12 protein-coding genes and 2 pseudogenes are annotated in these 20,996 nt (G+C 73.7%); 5 read left to right on the top strand and 9 right to left on the bottom strand.

All coding sequences use genetic code 11. The annotated features are described in order from the left end of the window. Nucleotides 1-142: 142 nt before the first annotated feature. Both ACN27G_RS23080 and otsB read left to right on the top strand, forming a co-directional pair. Nucleotides 143-1,543, top strand: coding sequence for an alpha,alpha-trehalose-phosphate synthase (UDP-forming) (locus tag ACN27G_RS23080; RefSeq protein WP_421494852.1), 1,401 nt, complete (start codon nucleotides 143-145; stop codon nucleotides 1,541-1,543). 11 nt (nucleotides 1,544-1,554) lie between these two features. Beyond that, nucleotides 1,555-4,149, top strand: a complete 2,595-nt coding sequence (gene otsB / locus ACN27G_RS23085; RefSeq protein WP_421497429.1) for a trehalose-phosphatase — start codon at nucleotides 1,555-1,557, stop codon at nucleotides 4,147-4,149. Nucleotides 4,150-4,424: 275 nt separating this feature from the next. Here the strand turns inward: otsB and cobA are convergent. The 3 genes and pseudogenes from cobA to cobC all read right to left on the bottom strand — a co-directional run. Next, nucleotides 4,425-5,828: pseudogene (gene cobA, locus ACN27G_RS23090) on the bottom strand (uroporphyrinogen-III C-methyltransferase); the annotation flags it as partial. Further along, nucleotides 5,825-6,925, bottom strand: a complete 1,101-nt coding sequence (gene cobT, locus ACN27G_RS23095; RefSeq protein WP_421494853.1) for a nicotinate-nucleotide--dimethylbenzimidazole phosphoribosyltransferase — start codon at nucleotides 6,923-6,925, stop codon at nucleotides 5,825-5,827. The gene cobT and the pseudogene cobA, both read right to left, overlap by 4 nt. Next, nucleotides 6,925-8,193, bottom strand: a complete 1,269-nt coding sequence (gene cobC / locus ACN27G_RS23100) for an Rv2231c family pyridoxal phosphate-dependent protein CobC (protein ID WP_421494854.1) — start codon at nucleotides 8,191-8,193, stop codon at nucleotides 6,925-6,927. Before cobC ends, cobT begins: the two co-directional genes overlap by 1 nt. A gap of 144 nt (nucleotides 8,194-8,337) precedes the next feature. On the opposite strand from cobC, the gene ACN27G_RS23105 reads away from it, so the two are divergent. Beyond that, entirely contained in the window at nucleotides 8,338-10,500 is a 2,163-nt protein-coding gene (locus ACN27G_RS23105; RefSeq protein WP_421494855.1) for a transglycosylase domain-containing protein, read from the top strand. A 46-nt stretch (nucleotides 10,501-10,546) separates the two neighbouring features. On the opposite strand, the gene ACN27G_RS23110 is transcribed toward ACN27G_RS23105, so the two are convergent. Beyond that, nucleotides 10,547-11,116, bottom strand: coding sequence for a GNAT family N-acetyltransferase (locus ACN27G_RS23110; RefSeq protein ID WP_421494856.1), 570 nt, complete (start codon nucleotides 11,114-11,116; stop codon nucleotides 10,547-10,549). 872 nt (nucleotides 11,117-11,988) lie between these two features. Continuing rightward, a pseudogene (locus ACN27G_RS23115) lies at nucleotides 11,989-13,362 on the bottom strand (cobyrinate a,c-diamide synthase); the annotation flags it as partial. 297 nt (nucleotides 13,363-13,659) lie between these two features. On the opposite strand from ACN27G_RS23115, the gene ACN27G_RS23120 reads away from it, so the two are divergent. Continuing rightward, nucleotides 13,660-14,535, top strand: a complete 876-nt coding sequence (locus tag ACN27G_RS23120) for an SURF1 family protein (RefSeq protein ID WP_421494857.1) — start codon at nucleotides 13,660-13,662, stop codon at nucleotides 14,533-14,535. Nucleotides 14,536-14,565: 30 nt separating this feature from the next. Here ACN27G_RS23120 and uppS read toward each other — a convergent pair whose 3' ends face one another. From uppS to ACN27G_RS23135, 3 genes are all read right to left on the bottom strand, one after another. Further along, nucleotides 14,566-15,342: a polyprenyl diphosphate synthase gene (gene uppS, locus ACN27G_RS23125; RefSeq protein ID WP_421494858.1), complete on the bottom strand. Its 777-nt coding sequence runs from the start codon at nucleotides 15,340-15,342 to the stop codon at nucleotides 14,566-14,568. Nucleotides 15,343-15,425: 83 nt separating this feature from the next. Next, nucleotides 15,426-17,270 (bottom strand): ATP-dependent DNA ligase, encoded by a 1,845-nt coding sequence (locus tag ACN27G_RS23130; protein ID WP_421494859.1) that lies wholly within the window; start codon nucleotides 17,268-17,270, stop codon nucleotides 15,426-15,428. Nucleotides 17,271-17,348: 78 nt separating this feature from the next. Further along, the gene (locus ACN27G_RS23135; protein WP_421494860.1) at nucleotides 17,349-17,555 is read right to left on the bottom strand and encodes a hypothetical protein; all 207 of its coding nucleotides are present in this window, start codon (nucleotides 17,553-17,555) and stop codon (nucleotides 17,349-17,351) included. Nucleotides 17,556-17,774: 219 nt separating this feature from the next. On the opposite strand from ACN27G_RS23135, the gene ACN27G_RS23140 reads away from it, so the two are divergent. Then, a complete protein-coding gene (locus tag ACN27G_RS23140; protein WP_421494861.1) occupies nucleotides 17,775-19,529 on the top strand; it encodes a hypothetical protein in 1,755 nt (584 codons plus the stop codon). Between the two features lie 52 nt (nucleotides 19,530-19,581). On the opposite strand, the gene ACN27G_RS23145 is transcribed toward ACN27G_RS23140, so the two are convergent. Next, on the bottom strand, nucleotides 19,582-20,946 hold the full coding sequence (locus ACN27G_RS23145) for a dipeptidase (RefSeq protein WP_421494862.1): 1,365 nt from the start codon (nucleotides 20,944-20,946) through the stop codon (nucleotides 19,582-19,584). Nucleotides 20,947-20,996: the final 50 nt, after the last annotated feature.

A 20,996-nucleotide genomic window follows, 5' to 3' on the forward strand; every position in this document is an offset into this window, starting at 1 on the left:
GCCGGTCGGGTGGCCATGATCACCCTTGCGTTTCTCCACCGCCGTTCGCAGGGCAGGAAGAGTGGCACTGGGGGCGAGGCACCGCGGATACGCTCAGTACGCTCGGCGGTGGACGCCCGTCATCACCGGAGGTGCACTGATTGTGACCGTTCGTAGCTCGTTCGTGGTCGTGGCGAACCGCCTGCCGGTGGACGAGGTGACCACCCCCGAGGGACGCCAGTGGCGCCGGAGCCCAGGAGGCCTGGTCACCGCCCTGCACCCGGTGCTCGCCCAGCACCAGGGCACCTGGGTCGGCTGGGCCGGCGGGGTGGGCGCCGCACCGGAACCGTTCGACCTGGAGGGGATCCGGCTGCACCCGGTGCCGCTGAGCGCCGAGGAACTCGAACGCTACTACGAGGGCCAGTCCAACGCCACGATCTGGCCGCTCTATCACGACGCCGTCGAGACGCCGGCGTACAAGCGGCGCTGGCGCGAGGCGTACCGGCTGGTGAACGCCCGGTTCGCGGAGGCCGCCGCCGACGTGGCGGCCGAGGGCGCGACGGTCTGGGTGCAGGACTACCAGCTCCAGCTCGTGCCGGCGATGCTCCGGGAACTCCGCCCCGACCTGCGGATCGGCTTCTTCCTGCACATCCCGTTCCCGCCGATCGAACTCTTCATGCAGATGCCGCTGCGCGCCGAGGTGCTGCGCGGGCTGCTCGGCGCCGACCTGGTCGGCTTCCAGCAACGGCTGGCGGCGCAGAACTTCGTCCGGCTGGCCCGGCACCTGCTCGGGCTCCGCTACGAGGGCCAGATGATCCAGGTCGACGGCCGGCGGGTCAAGGCGGGCGCCTTCCCCATCTCGATCGACGTCGCCGAGATGGAGCGGATGGCCATCGACCCAGGGGTGCAGGCCCGGGCGAAGCAGATCCGCACCGAGCTGGGCGACCCGAAGACGGTCATCCTCGGGGTGGACCGGCTCGACTACACCAAGGGCATCGAGCTTCGACTCAAGGCCTTCCGCGAGTTGCTGACTGACGGAAAGTTGACAGTTCCCGACGCGGTTATGGTGCAGGTCGCCACGCCGAGCCGGGAACGGGTGGAGCACTACCAGGCACTCCGGGTCAAGGTGGAACGTGAGGTTGGCCGGATTAATGGGGAATTCGGCCGGGTCGGTGTGCCGGCAGTCCATTACCTCCATCAGTCGTACAGTCGCAGTGAACTGGCCGCGCTCTACAGCGCGGCCGACGTGATGATGGTGACCCCGCTGCGAGACGGAATGAACCTGGTGGCCAAGGAGTACGTCGCGACCCGCGCCGACAACGGCGGCGCCCTCGTGCTCAGTGAGTTTGCCGGCGCCGCCACCGAGCTGCGTCAGGCATTCCTCTGTAACCCGCACGACCCGGACGGTGTCAAGGACGCGCTGCTGCGCGCGGTCCACGTCGACCGGGTGGAAGCCCGGCGCCGCATGCGCATCATGCAGCGCCACCTGCGCACCCACGACGTCGGGCACTGGGCCCGGTCCTTCCTCAACGAGTTGGGCGTCCCAGAGACGGAGGACGAGTGAAGTCCGGCTCCCTGCTCGACGGGGGTCCGCGGACCCTCGACGGGATCGACCCCGCGCTGCGGGCCGCGATCGGCCGGATCGCCCGGGTGCCACAACTCCTGGTCGCCTGCGACTACGACGGCACCCTCGCACCGATCGTGGAGGACCCGACCAAGGCCGTGCCGCTGCCCGAGTCGGTCGCCGCCGTACGCGCGCTGGCCGCCCTCCCGCAGACCACCGTCGCCGTGGTCTCCGGCCGGGCCCTGCGCGACCTCGCCACCCTCTCCCGGCTCCCCAGCGAGGTGCACCTCGTCGGCAGCCACGGCTCCGAGTTCGACGTCGGCTTCGTCGAGCGGCTCTCCCCCGAGCTGATCGAGGTGCGCACCCGGCTCCGCAACGAGCTGCGCCAGGTCGTCGCCGGCCAGGCCCGGGTACGCCTGGAGACCAAGCCGGCAAGCATCGCCGTGCACACCCGGGGCGCCGATCCCGAGGTGGCCGCCGAGGTCGTCGCGGCCGTCAACAGCGGCCCGGCCACCTGGCCGGACGTCACCGTCACCCGGGGCAAGGAGGTCATCGAGCTATCGGTGATCCCCACCAACAAGGGCACCGCGCTCGAACAGCTCCGCACCCAGCTCTCGGCCAGCGCCGCCCTCTTCCTCGGCGACGACGTCACCGACGAGAACGCCTTCGCCAAGCTGCACGGCCCGGACGTCGGCATCAAGATCGGCCCCGGCGAGACCCGGGCCGCCTTCCGGATCGACCAGCCCGTCGACGCCGCCCGGGTCCTCGCGCTGCTCCTGGAGGTACGCCGGAACTGGCTCTTCGGCGAGCGCGCCGTGCCGATCGAGCGGCACTCGATGCTGGCCAACGGGCGTACCGTCGCTCTGGTCACCCCGGAGGCGAGCCTGAGCTGGCTCTGCCACCCCAAGCCCGACTCGCCGGCGATCTTCGCCGACCTGGTCGGCGGCAACCCGGCCGGCTTCTTCAGCATCGCGCCCGAACGCGGCGGCCTGCCGCTCGGCCAGCGCTACCGCCCCGGCACGATGACGGTGGAGACCCGCTGGTCCGGCCTGACCGTCACCGACTGGCTGGACCGCCCCTCCAGCGACGGGGTGCCGACCGGCCCGGCCGTGGTCAGTGGCGACTCGACCCTGATCCGGGTGCTCACCGGCGCCGGCCGGGTACGCCTCGACTTCGCCCCCCGCCCCGAGTTCGGCCAGGTCGCCGTGCAGCTCCAGCCGCTCGGCGACGGGCTGCTGGTGCTCGGCTCCAACGAGCCGATCGCGCTCTACTCCCCCGGGGTGGAGTGGGAGATCGTCAACGACGGGGGCTACGAGAGCGCCCGGGCCGTCGTCGACCTCGCCGCGGCCGGCGGTTCACTCAGCTGCGAGCTGCGGTTCGGCTCGCACAGCCTGGACCACCACCGGGTGCCGGTGCACGAGCGGCAGGCAATGGCCGAACAGCCGTGGCGGGACTGGCTCGGCGGGCTGAAGCTCCCGGGCACCGCCCGCGAGCTGGTGGCGCGCAGCGCGCTCACCCTGCGCGGCCTGGTCCACGAGGCCAGCGGCTCGATCCTGGCCGCCGCCACCACCTCGCTGCCGGAGGAGCTGGGCGGGGTTCGCAACTGGGACTACCGCTACTGCTGGCTGCGCGACGCGGCGCTGACCGCGCGGGCGCTCGTCGACCTCGGCTCGCTGGGCGAGGCCGAGGGCTTCCTGCGCTGGGTCGACGGCTGCGTCGAGCGCACCGGCGGGCACCCGGAGCGGCTGCACCCGCTCTACACCGTCGACGGTTTCGAACTCGGTGCCGAGGCGGTCATCGACACCCTGCCCGGGTACGCCGGCTCCCGGCCGGTCCGGGTCGGCAACCTCGCCAACCACCAGCTCCAGCTCGACGTCTTCGGGCCGATCGCCGACCTGCTGGCGGCAGTCGCCGACCTGCGCGGCGAGGTGTACGAGACCGAGTGGCGGGTGCTGGAGAACATGGTCGAGGCGGTCGCCCGGCGCTGGCACGAGCCCGACCACGGGCTCTGGGAGGCCCGGCTGCCACCCCGGCACCACGTCTACTCCAAGGTGATGTGCTGGATGACGGTCGACCGGGCGCTGCACGTGGTCCGGCGGCACGGCAGCGGCGAGCGGCCCGAGTGGGTCGAGCTGCGCGACCGGATCGGCCACAACGTGCTGGAGTTCGGCTGGCACGCCGGAGCCGGCGCCTACACCGTGGCGTACGGGGACGAGGAGATGGACGCCTCCTCGCTCTGGATCGGACTGTCGGGTCTGCTGCCCGACGACGACCCCCGGTTCCTGGCCACCGTGCTGAAGGTCGAGGCCGACCTGCGCAGCGGACCGGTGGTCTACCGCTACCGTTGGGACGACGGTCTGCCCGGGCGGGAGGGCGGCTTCCACATCTGCACGGCGTGGCTGATCGAGGCGTACCTGCGCACCGGCCGGCGGGCCGACGCGGAGGAGCTGTTCGTGCAGATGGTGGACACGGCCGGCCCGACGGGCCTGCTGCCCGAGCAGTACGACCCGATCTCCGAGCGCGGCCTGGGCAACCACCCGCAGGCGTACAGCCACCTGGGCCTGATCCAGTGTGCCCTCCGTCTGGACAACCTGGTCAAGGTCTGACGCCCCGCCACTGACCGGCGGGACGTGTGCCCGACCGGCAGGAGCGCGCGACCCCGGTGACGTGGTGGCCTCGCGGATCCCGTGAGGCCACCACTCCAGTCGTCCACCTGGGCCCGCTACTGCGGTCGGGTCGTCTGGTTGGCAACGTTGGCGGAGGAGGGTCCTGCGGCGGCGGTCCCGGCCGCTGGCGCTCCGGCCGCTGGCGCTCCGGCCGCTGGCGCTCCGGCCGCTGGCGTCCCGGCCGCTGGCGTCCCGGCGCCGGCTGGCAGGTCGGCCAGCGTGGTCACCACGTCGCCGAAGACCACCACCGCCGGGGGCCGGAAACCGGCCGCTCGCGCCTGGGCCGCGACGGCGTCCAGGGTCGAGCGGAGCACCCGCTGCCCGTCGGTCGTACCCTCCTGCACCACCGCCGCCGGGGTCTCCGGAGGCCGGCCGTGCGCCTGCAGCGCGGTGGCGATGGCCGCCAGGTTGTTGAGCCCCATCAGGACCACCAGGGTGCCGCGCAGCCGGGCCAGCGCCGACCAGTCGACCAGCGAGTCCGGGTGGTCCGGCGGGAGGTGCCCGGAGACGACCGTGAACTCGTGCGCCACGCCCCGGTGGGTCACCGGGATGCCGGCCGCTGCCGGCGCGGCGACCGAGCTGGTCACCCCGGGGACCACGGTCACCGGTATCCCGGCCGCCGCGCAGGCGAGTGCCTCCTCGCCGCCCCGGCCGAAGACGTACGGGTCGCCGCCCTTGAGGCGTACCACCCGGGCGCCGGCCAGGGCACGTTCCACCAGGACCTGGTTGATCTCCTCCTGCATGGCGGCCGGCCCGTGCGGGATCTTCGTCGCGTCCACCAGCTCGACCTCGGGGCGCAACTCGTCCAGGAGCAACCCGGGCACCAGCCGGTCGGCGACCACCACGTCGGCCTGGGCGAGAAGCCGCCGGCCGCGGATCGTGATGAGCTCCGGGTCGCCCGGACCCGCACCGATCAGCGCGACCCAGCCCACCCGGCGCACCGCCCTCCCGTCCGGGACGGTCCTGTCCGGTGCCGTTCCGTCCGGCGCCGTTCCCGTCGGGACCGTTCCAGTCGACGCCGTTTCGTCCGGGGCCGTTCCCGTCGGGGCCGTTCCGGCCGGGGCCGTTTCGTCCGGGGCCGTTCCGGTCGGCGTGGTCCCGTCCGGTGCCGCTCCGGTGGCGCCAACCGGCACCGCCGGGACGGCCACGCCGCCGGCCGCGCCGGAGAGCGTTCCGGCGATCAACTGCTCCTGGATCGCGTCCCGGACCGCCACCGCACGGCGCGGGTCACCGCCGCCGAGCACGGCGACGGTGAGCGGGCCGTACCGGGTCACCGCCGGGGTCCAGGCGGTGGCGGCGGCACGGTCGTCGGCGCGTACGCAGAAGATCTGCCGCTCCAGCGCGGCGGCGCTGACCGCGTCCGCGGCCGCCGGATCGTCGACCGCCACCTGCGCCAGCCAGGCCCCGTCGAGGTCGGCGGGGGTGAACGCCCGGGCGACCCACTCGATCCGGCCCGCGTCGACGTGGGCGCGCAGCGCCGGGGTCAGCTCCGGGGCGACCACCACGACCCGGGCCTCCGCGTCCAGCAGCGCCGGCACCCGCCGGGTCGCCACCGCTCCGCCACCGACCACCAGCACACGCTTGCCGGCAAGCCGGAGCGCGAGCGGATACATGATCATTTCTCCGACACTCCCGCCGCGTCGAACGTGGCCACCTCGTGCAGTACGCGCACCGCACCGGCGACCACCGGATAGGCAAGCAGGGCGCCGGTGCCCTCGCCGAGCCGCAGGCCCAGGTCGATTATCGGCAGCAGGCCCAGCCGGTCCAACCCGGCGGTCGCACCGGGTTCCGCCGACCGGTGCCCGGCGACCATCGCGCCGACCGCCTCCGGCGCGAACGCGGCGGCGGCCAGCCCGGCGGCGACGGCGCTGACCCCGTCCAGCAGGACGGGAACCCGCCGTGCGGCGCCGGCCAGGACGAAGCCGGCCAGCGCGGCATGCTCCAACCCGCCGACCGCCGCCAGCACCCCGAGCGGATCGGCCGGGTCCGGCACGTGCCGGGCCAGCGCGCTCCGGACCACCGCCACCTTCCGGGCGTACGTGGCGTCGTCGATCCCGGTGCCCCGCCCGGTGGCCTCGGCCGGGTCGATGCCGGTGAAGGCGGTGATCAGCGCCGCCGCCGCCGTGGTGTTGCCGATCCCCATGTCACCGGTTAGCAGGATCCGGGCGCCGGAGTCGAGCAGGTCGTGCGCGGCCGTGATGCCGGCCTCGACCGCGCCGCGCGCCTCGTCCCGGGTGAGGGCCGGGCGCGCGGTCATGTCCCGGGTGCCGGACCGGATCTTGGCGCTGACCAGCCGGGGCGCGGAGGGGGCCGACCGGTGCGACGGGTCCTGCCGCTGGGCCGGCACGGGCGCCGGGGCGAGCGGGGTGGCCACCCCGACGTCGACCACGGTCACCGTCGCGCCGGTCTGCCGGGCGAACGCGTTGACCACCGCCCCACCGGTCAGGAAGTTCGTCACCATCTGGGCGGTGACCTCCTGCGGCCACGGCGTCACCCCCTGGGCGTGCACACCGTGATCGGCGGCGAAGATCGCCACGGCGGCGGGCTCGGGCAGCGGCGGCGGGCAGACCCCGGCCAGTCCGGCCAGCCGGATCGAGAGCTCCTCCAGCGCGCCCAACGAACCGGCGGGCTTGGTCAGCCTGGCGTGCAGGTCGTGGGCCGCGGCCATGGCCGCCTCGTCGAGCGGACCGATCCCGGCGAGAGTGGCGTCCAACATCATTCCTCCAGGATTCCGGCCAGCGCGGCCACGAACATGTCGGTGGTGGCAGTGTCCCGTACCGCCAGGCGCAGCCAGTCGGGACCCAGGCCCGGGAAGGTGTCACCGCGCCGCACCGCGAAACCCCGCTCGCGCAGCGCCAGCCGCACCTGTGCCGCCCCGGGCAGGTGGATCAGGACGAACGCGCTGGCCGGGGTGCCCGCGACGCGTACCCGGGGAAGTTCGTCGAGCCGGCGGACCAGATACGACCGCTCGGCCGCGAGCCGCGCGGCGATCCGGCGCTCGGCCGCGACCGCGTCCGGCGTGGCGCAGGCAGCCGCGGCGGCGAGCGCGGGGGTCGAGACCGCCCAGAGCGGCTGTACGGCTGCCAGCCGCCCGACAAGCTCGGCCGGGCCGAGCAGGTATCCGATCCGCAGTCCCGCCAGCCCCCAGGTCTTGGTGAGGCTCCGCACCACGACCCCCCCCGGAAGGTCCCGCCGGGCGGCCAGGGACTCGGGCTCGGCACCGCCCCCCTCCGAGTCGCCGGGATCGCCCCCCTCGGAGGGACCGACGGCGGCACCGCCCGGTACGGCCTCGCGGCTGACAGCCTCGCGGCTGACGGCCTCACGGCTGACGGCATCGCGGCTGACGGCATCGCGGCTGACGGTGGAGTCGGCGAAGGCTTCGTCGACGACGAGTACCCGACCGGGGCGGGCCAGCCCGGCGAGGACGTCGGCCGGATGGAGCACCGATGTCGGGTTCGTCGGGTTGCCCACGAAGACCAGGTCGGCGTCGGCCGGCACCAGATCCGGATCCAGCCGGAATCCGTTCTCCGGTGACAGCAGCACCCGCTCGACGCGATGCCCGGCCGCCCGCAGCGCCGCCTCCGGCTCGGTGAACTGGGGATGTACCACCACCGGCCGGCGCGCCCCCCGCAGCGCCCAGGCGAGCAGCACGAATCCCTCCGCCGCCCCGGCGGTCAGCAGCACCTCGTCGACCGGCCGCCTGTGCCGGGCGGCGACGGCGGCCCGGGCCGGGCCCGGGTCGGGATAGGCGGTCAGCGTCTCCAGCGAGGCGAGAATCGGCTCCCGCAACCAGGCCGGCATCGGCTGCCGCTGCACGTTGACCGCGAGGTCCACCAGGCCCGGAGCGAGTTCGACGTCGCCGTGGTGGCCGAGATCGGGTTCCTCGGTCAGGGCCGGGCGTGCGGGTACGGGTGCCGCGGGCGCGCCAGCGCGATGATCCTGGCCGGAGCCACCGGGTACGGCACCACGAGGCGGCCGGTGCATGGCCACGATCCTGCCGGGTCGCCGGCTGTGGCGGCCAGCGGGCGGCGCGGCGCCGGGCCGCGGCCGTCGAGTCGATCGTCCCGGAGACCGGCATATCCGCGAATTTTTATCATGTTTTACCAGGATTCATCATAGCTTGAAGCCGTGACCAACCCCACCCACTCCACCCCTGGTCGACTCGTGCCCCTGCTCCGCGCCGGCCTCATCGCCGGTGTGGTCGTCGCGGCGGCGCTCTTCCCGTTCGTCGCCGCCGGCGGTCTGGCCGCCAAGGCCGGTGCCGACCTGGTGCAGAAGACGCCCGCCGACCTGCTCGCCTCCGCACCCGCCCAGACCAGCTACGTCTACGCCGCCGACGGCACGACCCTGATCACCACCTTCTACGAGGAGCACCGGCGGTACGTGCCGCTTTCCCAGATGTCCCCGTACATCCAGCAGGCGATCGTCGCGTCGGAGGACTCGCGGTTCTACGAACACAACGGGGTCGACCCCAAGGGCGTGGTCCGGGCCTTCGTCGCCAACCAGCAGGCCGGCGGAGTCTCCCAGGGCGCCTCCACGCTCACCATGCAGTACGTCCGGATGGCGTTGCGGGACAGCGCCAAGAGCCCGATCGAGGTCCAGGAGGCCACCGCACAGACGCCACTGCGCAAGCTCCGCGAGATGCGGCTCGCCCTCGACCTGGAGAAGGAGACGACGAAGTCGCAGATCCTGGAGCGCTACCTCAACTCGGCCTACTTCGGGCACCGCGCGTACGGCATCTTCTCCGCGTCGGAGATCTTCTTCTCCAAGTTGCCGAAGGATCTCACCCCGGTCGAGGCGGCCACCCTCGCCGGGCTGGTGAAGGCCCCGACGGCGTACGACCCGGCCAGCTCGGACCGGAAGGCCGCGACCGACCGGCGCAACTACGTCCTCGACCGGATGCGGGCGATGGGGTACCTCTCCCCGCAGGACACGGCCGCGGCACAGGCCGAACCGATCCAACTGCGGCTGAGCAGCCCGCCGAACGACTGCATGTCGGTGCCGGAGGAGCACAACGACTGGGGCTTCTTCTGCGACTACTTCAAGACCTGGTGGGCCGCCCAGCCCGCGTTCGGCAGGAACTCGTTGGAACGCCTGGACAAGCTGCGTCGCGGTGGCTACACCATCATCACCAGCCTCGACCCGGAGACCCAGGAGATCGCCGAGCGGCAGGTGCTGGCCGACGAGTCCGCCGGCAGCCCGTACGCGCACGGCCTGGTCGCCGTCGAGCCCGGCACCGGCTACGTCAGGTCGATGGCGGTCAACCGGACCTATTCGCTCGACCAGAGCGAGAACGGTCCGCACTCCGACCCCAGCAAGCGCGGCCGGATGAAGGGCAACTATCCGAACACCGTCGTCCCGCTGCTCGGCGGCGGCGACCTCCCCGGCTACCAGGCCGGATCCACGTTCAAGATGTTCACCATGCTCGCCGCGCTCGACGCCGGCCTCCCGCTGAACACGGCGTTCGACTCGCCGCACCGGATCGTCTCGATCTATCCGGACGGCAGCGGCGGACCCACCGACTGCGGTGGCTACTGGTGCCCGTCCAACGCCAGCGGCGCGATGAGCGGTCGCCAGACCATGTGGTCCGGCTTCGGCAAGTCGGTGAACACCTACTTCGTCTGGCTGGAGCAGCAGGTCGGCGCCGAGAACGTGGTCCGGCTCGCCGAGCGGCTGGGGCTGCAGTGGCGTACCGACATCGACAAGCGGCAGGCGTCGCCGGACCAGGCGCACAAGTGGGGCTCGTTCACCCTGGGGGTCTCCGACGTCACCCCGCTGGAGATGGCTAACGCGTACGCCACGGTCGCCGCCGAGGGGCGGTTCTGCGAGGCGCTGCCGGTCACCTCGATCGTCGGGGCGGACGGGCTGCCGGCGACGTACCGGACCGGTTCCGGGATGGATCTGGAGATCGCCCTGCCCCGGTGCAGCCAGGAGGTCAGCGCCGACGCGGCGCGGGCCGCCACCGACGCCGCCCGGTGTCCCACCGGTGACACGCCCGCCCGGGGCTCCTGCGGCGGCTGGTCCACCGCCGACCGGGTCCGGGGCGTCGTCGGCCGGCCGGTGGCCGGCAAGACGGGTACCACCGACAGCGACCGGGCCGCCTGGTTCGTGGGCTACACCCCCAACCTGGCGGCGGCGAGCTTCCTCTCCGACCCGGACAGCCCGATGAACCCGGTCGGCTCGGGCCCGGCGAACAAGCCGATCGACGCGGTAGCCGGGTTCCTGAAGGACGCGTTGAAGGACCAACCGGTACGCCAGTTCACCCCACCCTCCGGCGAGATGGTCGGTTAGCCGGGACGTGCGGGGCGGGCGGAGTGCCGGAGTGGTGGAGTGGTGCTCAGTGCAGGTCGGCGGCGACGAGTGACCAGACCTCCAGGTCGACCCGGCCGCTGTGCACGTACCCGGCGTTGCGCAGCAGCCCCTCGTAGGTGAACCCGGCCTTCTCCGCGACCCGCCGCGACGCGGTGTTGCCGGGGGCCACCCGGAGTTCGAGGCGCTGGAACCCGTGTTCCAGGATCAACGCCACGGCGAGCGCGTCGACCGCCTCCGCCGCCATACCGAACCCGCGCGCCTCCGGCGCGATCGCGTACGACACCTCGGTGACCCGGCCGCCCCAGTCGGTGCGCTTCGTCCAGAGGCAGCCCACCAGGCGCTCGTCCTCACGCCGGATCACGCCGTAGTGGTCGCCGTTGCCGCTGTCCCGCCGCTCCTGGGCCATCTCCGTGCACCAGGCCTCGCCGTCGATCTGCCCGAGCTCACGCTGGAACGGCAGCCACCGTTGGGTCTGCTTGTCGGCGAAGATGGCGGAGACCGCGGTCGCGTCGGAGGCCCCCAGCGGTCGTACGTGCATCCGGGGCGTCGACACGGTCAGGGTCGGAAAGCGGCGTACCGCTACCTCTCCGCTCATCCCGCCGAATCACCCCACTTTCCTCCGGTCCGCCTCCTGATCCAGCTCTGTCGGCCCACCGCCTACCGATCCGACCGCGCCGGTCGGCCCGGACCGGCCACATCCGCGGCCGGTTCGCCCTCCGTCCGGCCCGACCCTGGCGACGTCTGCGAGCCGTCACCGCCCCTGACGGGTGCCGGCCGGTCACCGACGCCCGCGCCCGCCGGTCCGGCCGGTCGATGACCGGGAGTCGGGGCCGGGTGGCCGGACGCGGTACCGGCCGCCCCGGCGGGAACGCCTGGGCTGGCCCCAGCCGACGGCGGGACCGGCGCGGCCGTAGAGACCGACGCCACCGAGGAGACCGGCACGGCCGACGACGACATCGACGCAGGCGGAGAAACCGGCGCGGCCGCCGAGATCGGCGCAGAAGGAGAGACCGGCGCAGACGGAGAGACCGGCGCAGAAGGAGAGACCGGTGCAGACGGAGAGACCGGTGCGGCCGCCGGGATCGGGGCAGCCGCCGGGATCGGGGCAGCCGGCGCGGTGGGCCCGACCTGTCGCGGGGGCGACACCGGAGTCGCCGGCCCGGCCGGATCGGACGGGCCGGACGGGCCGGACAGGTTGGACGGGTTGGACGGGCCGGACGGCGACACCGACGCGGCCGGGGTGAGCCGATCGGGTGCAGGGGCCCCGGCCGCGGGCGCGCCTGGGACTGAGGGCTGCGCGGACGGCGGCGCGGACGACGGCCCGACCGGCGCGGACGGCGGCCCGGCCGGCGCGGACGACGGCCCGACCGGCGCGGACGACGACGACGGATCGGCCGGCGCGGGCGCGCCAGGCTGCCCGGCCGACGCGGGCTGGGAGGACGGCCCGCCCGACGCGGGCGCCACGGCTGCCGCCACGGCCGCGACCAGGCGGCTGGCGATCACCGGGCTGCTCGCCCAGTGCAGGGTCAACTGGGAGGCGTGCACCCGGCGCCACACGAACCCCTCCGGCGGGCCACCACCCCAGCTCCATGCCGGGGTCTGCCCGGACCGTGGGGTCAGTACGCCGCGATGCTGCTTGTAGCCGACCATCCGGGCGCCGACACGGGCCACCGGGGTGTCGGCCTGCGCCGTCGCCTCGCGGTAGCCGACCACGGTCCGTTCCATGCTCACCCCGGCGGCGTCCAGCACTCCGCACATCGGGCGCCCGTCGAACTCACGGGCCAGCCAGAGCAGCCCGGCTCCCTCGGCGATCACCGGTCGACCCGTCCGGGCCAGCTCCGCGACGGCGATGCAGAGCCGGCGGTTGGCCGACAGCTCCTCGGCGTACACCTCGGGCAACGCGCCGCCGATCACCAGCGCGCCGGTGCCCTCCGGCAGCGCCTCGTCGCGGAGCGGGTCGAACGTCGCCACCTCGGCACCGGCCGCCGCCAGCAGTTCCGCGGTCTCCGCGTACGAGTAGGAGAGGGCGGATCCGCCGGCCAGCGCCACCACCGGACGCCGGGCCGACGCGTCGTCGGCCGGCGGCACCGGCCCCAGTTCGGCGAGCGCCTCCGCCGGCGACCAGACGGTCACCGGCACCCGGGGCGCCGAGCGGGCCAGCGCCAGCAGCCGGTCGAGGTCGACGGCTCCGGCCATCGCCTCGCCGAGCCGGCGCACTCCCCGATGCGCCTCCACCGCCCCCTGCATCACCGGCACCACGCCGTGCTGTCGGGACGGCAGGACGGCGGGCAGATCCCGCCGCCGCAGCGCCCCGAAGACCGGTACGCCGATGTCGTCCAGCGCGTCCCGGAGCAGTTGCTCGTGCCGGTCCGAGGCGACCCGGTTCAGGATGACACCACCGAGCCAGAGCATCTCGTCGTACGCCCGGAAGCCGTGCGCCAGCGCGGCGACCGACTGGCCCATCGAGCCGACGTCGACGACCAGCACCACCGGCGCGCGCAGCGCGGTGGCGATCGCGGCGGTCGAGTCGACCTCCGGCCGACCGGCCAGGCTGTCGAAGAGACCCATGGTGCCCTCGACCACCGCGATCTCGGCATCGGCGGAGGCGTGCGCGAAGAGCGGTGCGATCCGCTGCGAACCGACCAGCCGGGGATCGAGGTTGCGGCCCGGCCGTCCGGCGGCGAGGCCGAGATAGGCGGCGTCGGTGTGGTCGGGGCCGACCTTGAACCCGGTGGCATCCAGTCCACGGGCGGCGAGGGCGGCGAGCAGGCCGACCGCGATCGCGGTCTTTCCGTGTCCGGACGACGGTGCGCTCACCACTACGCGCGGCGCGGCGATCATGGTTGATACTCCTCGGGGCGCGGCCACCGGCCAGGGACGGCCGGTGCGGAGCTTGCGGTACGACCTGCGGGGTGGTTCAGGTGCCGGGGTGGTGCTGGTGCCGGGGTGGTCCTGGTGCGGGCGGTCCTGGTGCGGTGGCGGTCCGCTGCACGGACCGGGCCGACCCGTCGATAGAACCGACGCGCGTGAGGATACCCGGCACCGGGCGCCCCGCCGCCCCGACCGCGCCGGCCACCCGGGAAACCGCGGCGCCGGCCACCCGGGATGCCGCCCGGGCTGCCCGGGTAGCCTCGTGCTGTGTACCGGTTCCTGCTCACGCCCCGCTGGCTGGGCATCCTCGCGCTGACCCTGGCCGCGGCCACGGTGATGGTGCTGCTCGGCAACTGGCAGCTGAGCCGCTACCACGAGCGGGCGGCGACCAACGAGCGGATCGACCGCACCGCCACGCTGCCGCCGGTGCCTGTCGAGCAGGTGCTGCCCCGGCCGGGCGACGCGGCCGGCACGACCGGGCAGGCGCCGCCGGCCGACGCGGCCTGGACCCGGGTCACCGTGACCGGGCGGTACGACGACACGAACGTGATCCTGATCCGCAGCCGTACCGTCGAGAGCAGGGTCGGCTTCGAGGTGCTCGCCCCGTTGCGGCTTGCCGACGGCAGTGCCGTGCTGGTGGACCGGGGCTGGATCCCACCGGCTGCCGACGGACGCGCGTTGTCCCGGCCCGAGATACCCGCCGTGCCGTCCGGCGAGGTGACCGTGGTCGGCCGGGTGCACCTCTCGGAGAGCAGGCCCGATGCTGTCGTGCGCCGGGACGGCCGGCTCGAGACCCGGCGGGTCGCCGTACCGGCGCTCGCGCGTGAGCTGCCCTATCCGGTCTTCCACGGATATCTGCTGCTGGACGAGCAGACTCCGGCCGCCGATCCGGCCTTCTCCCCGATACCGATCCGGCACGAGAACGACTGGCTGAACGGCGGATACGTCGTTCAGTGGTGGCTCTTCGCGGTGCTGGCCCTGGTCGGTTTCGGCTGGGCGGCCCGGCGGGAGGCACGCGGCGACACGAAGGACGACGCCGGGCGGGACCGCATCGGCCCGGACCGGCTGGGCGAGAACCCGGCAGGCCAGGACCGGCCGGCCCAGGACGGGCTGGACCGGTCGGCGCCCAGTCCTCGCCCCTGATCGGAGCGGACAGGCCGTGGCCGGCGGCGTTCAGGCGCCGTACCGGCGTTGGCGGGCGGCGTACGACCGCAGGGCGCGCAGAAAGTCGACGTACCGGAATCCTGGCCAGTAGGCGTCACAGAAGTACAGCTCGGAGTAGGCCGCCTGCCAGAGCAGGAAGCCGGACAACCGCTGCTCACCGCTGGTCCGGATGATCAGATCGGGGTCGGGCTGGCCCTGGGTGTAGAGGTGCGCCGCGATGTCCTCGGCGGTCAATCGCCGGGCCAGCTCTGCGGGGGCGACCGCCGCTTCCGCCGCCTGGTCCAGCAGCGCGCGGATCGCGTCCACCACCTCCACCCGACCGTCGTAGCCGACCGCGATGGTCAGATGGAGGTCGGCCCCACGGTCTGCGGTCGCGTCCCGGGCAAGTTTCAGGGCGTGCCGGGTCGAGTCGGGCAGCGTGTCGAGCCGACCGGCGAGGTGCAACCGCCACCGGCCGGGAGCTTCGGCCAGCCGGGCGACGACGATCTCCTCGATCGCCTTCATCAGGTACTGGACCTCGCCGGATGCCCGCTTGTGCAGGTTGTCGGTCGAAGCGACGAAGATCGTGACGTGGGCGATCCCGATCTCGGCACACCAGCCGAGCACCTCGTTGACGTGCTCCGCGCCGTAGCGGTGGCCGAGGCTGGGATTCTCGAAGCCCTGCTTCCGGGCCCACCGCCGGTTGCCGTCCATCACCAGTGCCACGTGTCGGGGCAGCGGCCTGCCGGCCAGTTGTGCCCGCAGACGGCGGGCGTACAGCCGGTAGAGCGTGCGGCGGAAAACCACGAGGGAACCGTAGCAACCCCGGGCCACCTCCGGCGGACGTGCCACGGCGACCTCAGCCGTCGCGCGGACCTCCGACGGCGGCCTCAGCCGTCGCGCCGACCCGCGTGGATGGCCCGTACGGTGTCGATCGTGTCGGCCTCCGCCGCGCTCTTGTCGTCGCGGTAGCGCAGCACGCGGGCGAAGCGCAGGGCCACCCCGCCCGGATAGCGCGGGCTGCTCTGCACCCCGTCGAAGGCGATCTCCACGACCTGCTCGGGACGCACCCGGACCACCCAGTCGCCACGTTCCACCGCCAACTGCTGGAAGCGCTCGGTCTGCCAGCGCAGCAAGTCGTCGGTCAGCCCCTTGAACGTCTTGCCGAGCATCACGAAGCCGCCGGTCTCGGGATCACGGGCCCCGAGGTGCAGGTTCGACAACCAGCCCCTGCGCCGACCACTGCCCCACTCGACGGCGAGTACGACGAGATCGAGGGTGTGCCGCGGTTTCACCTTGATCCAGGCGGCGCCCCGCCGCCCGGCATCGTACGGCGCTTCCGGCGCCTTGACCACGATCCCCTCGTGCCCGGAGTCGACCGCCGCCGTGAATGCCGCGGATGCCTGCTCGACCGTGTCGACGGTGATCCGCTCGACGAGCTGTGCCGGTGCGACGATGCCGGCCAGCGCGGTCCAGCGTTCGTGCCCCGGCGCGTCGAGCAGGTCGACGCCGTCCAGGTGCAGGATGTCGAAGAAGTACGGCGTCAGCACGACGTCGCCGCTCGTGCGCGCCGCCGAGAGCACCGACGGGGCAGCGGCCGCCGGATGGTCGGGCGCGGGTATCTCGGCGGGGGCCGCACCGGAGGTGCCGATGCGGGGCATCTCGGAGACGTCCACCGGCACGGCCACGGCCCGCGCCGAACCGGCCGTCGACGCTCCGCCCGGCGCCGCCCCGAAGCTGCGGCTGCCGGCCTCGTCACTGCCGGCCTCGTCACCGCCGGCCGCGCCTGTGCCGCCGGCCGCAGCTCCAGTACCCGCAGCACCGCCGGCCGCAGCACCGCCGGCCGCAGCACCGCCGGTCTCGGCGCGGACGGCTCGGCGGGCTCCCCTGGTCGCCGCCCGGCTGGCCGTCTCCTGGAACGGTCGTGGCCGGCCCGACGCGTCGAGCGCGATCGCCTCGCCGTCCAGCACCAATTCGCGGGCCGGCAGGGCGCGGACGACCGCCACCACCTCGGGAACCCGGGGTGTGATCTCGTCGAGGCTGCGGGTGAAGACCGCGATGTCGTCACCGGAACGGTGCACCTGGATGCGGATGCCGTCGAGTTTCACGTCGACCACCGCCGGCAGGCCGACCGCGCTCAGCGCCTCCTCGACCGAGGCCGCGCTCTGCGCGAGCATCGGTGCCAGCGGGCGGCCGACCTGCAATGCGAACTCGGCCAGCATGCTCGCGCCGCCGGTCAACGCCGCGACGGCGACCGTCTTCAGGTCGCCGGCCAGCAGCAGGGCCCGGCGGACCGTGGGCAGCGGCACCTCCGCCGCCCGGGCGATCGCCTCGGTCAGCAGGCCGGCCTGGGCGCCCTGGCGAAGCTCCCCGCTGAACAGGTGAAGCAGCATCCGCCGCTCGTCGACGGTGGCGGCGGCGAAGAGGGTGGCCAGCAGCTCGCGACGACGGTTCTGCGAGCCCGCGCCCCGCACCTCGGCCAGTGCGGCGATCGCGGTGTCGACGTCGGCAACCGTCAGGGTCGGCTGCTCGGCCGGCGGCGGCAGCTCGCGGAGGCTGGCGTAACCGACCCCGGTCTGCCGCTGGCGCAGCTCTCCGGCGAGGTATGCCGAGCCGGCCGCGAGCTCGTCGGGCGCGAGGGTGCGCAGCGCCTCGGCGAGCAGCTCGACCTTGGCCCGCCGCCCCGAGGTGGCGGCGACCGCGGCGGAGGTGGCTGCCAGGTCAACGAAGCGCACGGCTCCATCCTGGCAGCCACCACCGACAACTTTCGTCCGGTCCGCCCGGCATCCCCCGCTCGACCAGGGCGGGAGCGGTCAGACCGGCGCCGGCTCCTCGATGCGTAGACCACGGGCGCGCACGCTGTCGGCCACCCGGGCGAGGGCGGCGTCGAGCGCACAGAGAACGGTGGAAAGCTCGCCGAGCTGGTCCCGGAGCGCATCCTCGGACCACGCGGAGACGTCGACGTCCCGCAACGCACTGACCGCGGCGTCGAGCCGCGTAATGGCCTCGTTCGTACTCATGTTCGAAAGCTTACCGCCTCGACGATCCTGCCGGGTGCTTTCGCCGGTTTCTTCCCGGGGATCCCGGGTCGGGGCGGAAGTAAGTTATCTTCGACTACGCACACCCGTCCGCTGTCCACACTCCCTCCAGCTGTCCACACTCGTCGCCAGCCGGCCACTCCCCCTCCAGCCGGACGCGGTCCGCTCCGGGCCCGCCCGCCGGCCAGACCCCGGAGCATCATGACGAACGCCGATCCCCGCCGAGGCGGGCGGCTCGCCGCAGCCGTCGCCGCCCTGCTCGTGGCATCCGCCCTCACCGCCGCACCGGTCCCGGCACACGCCGCGGCCGCCGAGCCGCAGCTGGCCGCCGGGCCGCAGCTACAGGTCTCCGGCACCGTCGAGGCGCGGATCGACGCGGCCGGCAGCTCGATCGGCTTCCACCTGCGCAACGCGGGCGACGCGGCGGCGACCGGAGTCGAGGCGGTCTACGACGCCCGATCCACCACCGGCGACGTCGTTGTCTCCGTCCCGCCCGGCACCACCGACTGCCAGCAGGCCGAGAAGACGGTGCGGTGCGGGCACGGCGACCTGGCCCCGGGGCAGGAGACGCTGGTGCAGCCGATCGTGCTGAGCAGCGCCCCGGGTGCCCGGCCGGGTCCGGCGGGCGTCGTCAGGGTCGGCGTCTCGGCCGAGGGCCCCGGAGGCGCCGTCTCCGCGACCCACGAGCTTGCGGTCAGCATCCGGGCAACCGGCTCGGGCCTGGTGGCCAGCGTCGACGACCTCGGCTCGGCGCAGCATCGGGTGGGCGGCGGCGACAAGCGCCCGCTGCACGCCACCGTCTTCAACTTCGGAGACACCGCACTGCCCGGCTTCGCGCTGACGATCACGCTTCCGCTCGGCGCGACCTTCGCCGAGCGGTACGGAGACTGTGTGTACGGCGACGACCGGCCCGGCGAGCCGCCGGCGGGCTACGTCTACGGCCCGCAGCGGGTGACCTGCCAGATGAACCTGATCCTCGAGCCGGGCACCGGTGTCGCCTTTTCCGAGCCCGAGTCGGGCGACGCGGCATTCAACGTCGTCTTCGGCCAGAACCTGCCGGGTCCGGCCGAGGATGCGGGCAGCGTCGAGGCCGACGAACTGGCCGACCAGCCACTGTCCGAGGCCCTGCGCCGGGCCGGCTCGACCGACGCCCCCGCGCTGGCCGACAAGGTAGCCGAGCTGCGCACCGCATTGGAGCAGCGTGGCGGCGGGACGGCAGAGCGCGGCGGGACGGCAGAGCGCGGCGGGACGGCAGAGCGCGGCGGGACGGCAGAGCGCGGCGAGGTGGAACCGCGGTCCGGGGCGGCGCCGCCGTCTCCGGACACACCGGACCCGACCACGTCGGAGAGCCCGGCCCGGGTCGAGGACGCCGTCGCACCGGCCAACGTGGCCAGGTTCAGCATCTGGACCAGGGCGAACAGCCACGATCTCGAGGTACGGAGCAGCCCGGTCACCGGCTCGGTGGGTGACACCGTGGAGGTGCCGTACACGGTCACCAACCACGGCCCGTCCGACGGCGGCGCCTCCTGGCGGATCGTCGCGCCCGGCGGCACCGTCCTGCTGCCCAGTCAGTGGTGCACGTTCCGCGACGAGCAGGGCGACGAGGTCGCCGAGCTGACCGAGGTCGACTGCGCCACCGAGACCCGATGGCCGGCGACGGCCTCCGGCGGGGGCGTACTGTCGTCCACCGTTCGAGTGAAGATCAACTCCGCGCCCGGCGCGGACGGGACGATCACGGTGCGCAGCCTCGGCCCGTCGTCGGAGAGCGGCCCGAAGAGCAACAGCGCCAAGCTTCTGATCAACGAACCGGGCGGGGGCGGCGGCGCTGGCGATGGCGACGACGGACTGCCGATCACCGGCGGCCGCACCGGCCCGATGGCGATGATCGGCGCCGGTGCCCTGCTCCTCGGCGCCCTGCTGCTGCTCTTCGGGCGCCGGCACCGGCCGGTGCCGTAATCCCCCGATCAGCCGGCCGGTGCCGTCATGATCCTGCGATCAGCCGGCCGGCTCACCCGGCGGCGTTCGCCTCGGCAACCCTGGCCAGCAGCAGCGCCTCCGCCAGGCAGACCCGGGCGAACTCCCCGAGGTGCAGGCTCTCGTTCGGTCCGTGTGCCTGTGCGTGCGGGTCCTCGACCCCGGTCACCAGGATCGCGGCCTCGGGAAACATCCGGCGGAACGTCTCGATGAACGGAATCGAACCGCCCACCCCCATGTCGATCGGCTCGACCCCGTCCCAGGCGGTCCGGAAGGCGGCCCGGGCCGCGTCGTAGACCGGACCCGAAGCGTCGATCACGCAGGGTTCACCGTCGTGTTCCCGGGTCACGGTGACGGTCGCCCCGAACGGGGCGTGCTTGCGCAGGTGCTCGACCAGCGCGGCGTACGCCGACGCGGCCTGGTCACCCGGGGCCAGCCGGACACTCAGTTTGGCCTTTGCCGACGGCACCAGTGCGTTCGGCGCCTCGGCGGTCGGCGGCGCGTCCAGCCCGATCACCGAGATCGCCGGCTTGTTCCAGAACCGGTCGGTCAGCCGTCCGGTGCCGAGGAAGGAGACGCCGTCGAGCATCCCGACCTCGGCCCGCAACCGGTCCTCCGGATAGTCGACGGTCGCGCCCGCCCCGCTGACCAGCCCTTCCACCGCCACGTCGCCGGCCGGATCGTGCAGGGTGGCCAGGAGTTGGCAGAGCGTGGTCAGGGCATCCGGTACGCCGCCGCCGAACATGCCGCTGTGCACCGCCTGGGAGAGCGTGCGCACCTCCACGAAGCAGTTGACGATCCCGCGCAGCGACGTCGTCAGCGCCGGTACGCCGATGTCCCAGTTGCCGGAGTCGGCGATCACGATCACGTCGGCGGCGATCTCGTCCCGGTGCTCGACGAGGAGCCGTTCCAGCGAGTCGGAGCCGTACTCCTCCTCACCCTCGACGAAGAGCACCACGCCGACCGGCAGCGCGTCGCCGAAGGCCCGCAACGCGGCGACGTGTGCCAGGATGCCGGCCTTGTCGTCGGCCGCGCCCCGCCCGTAGAGCCGGCCGTCGCGCTCCACCGGCTCGAACGGGTCGCTCTGCCAGAGGCTCAGGTCGCCGACCGGTTGCACGTCGTGGTGCGCGTACAGCATCACGGTCGGCGCGCCGGGCGGCGCGGGACGCCGGCCGATCACCGCCGGCTGGCCGCCGGAGCGGACCACCCGCACGTCGAGCGAGCAGCCGCGCAACAGCTCGGCGACCGCCTCGGCGGAGCGCTCGACCTGGGAGTGGTCGAACCCGTCGAAGGCGATGCCGGGAATCCGGACCAGTCGCTCCAGGTCCGCCCGTACGCCGGGCATCTCGCGTTCGATCGCGGCACGCAGTTCGGCTTCGGTGCGGGTAGTCGTGGTCATGGAAAGATCGTAAGCGCCGGTCCGGCGACCGGATCGCCCAGTCCCACCGC

Source organism: Plantactinospora sp. WMMB334 (assembly GCF_049179095.1).
Taxonomy (GTDB): Bacteria; Actinomycetota; Actinomycetes; order Mycobacteriales; family Micromonosporaceae; genus Plantactinospora.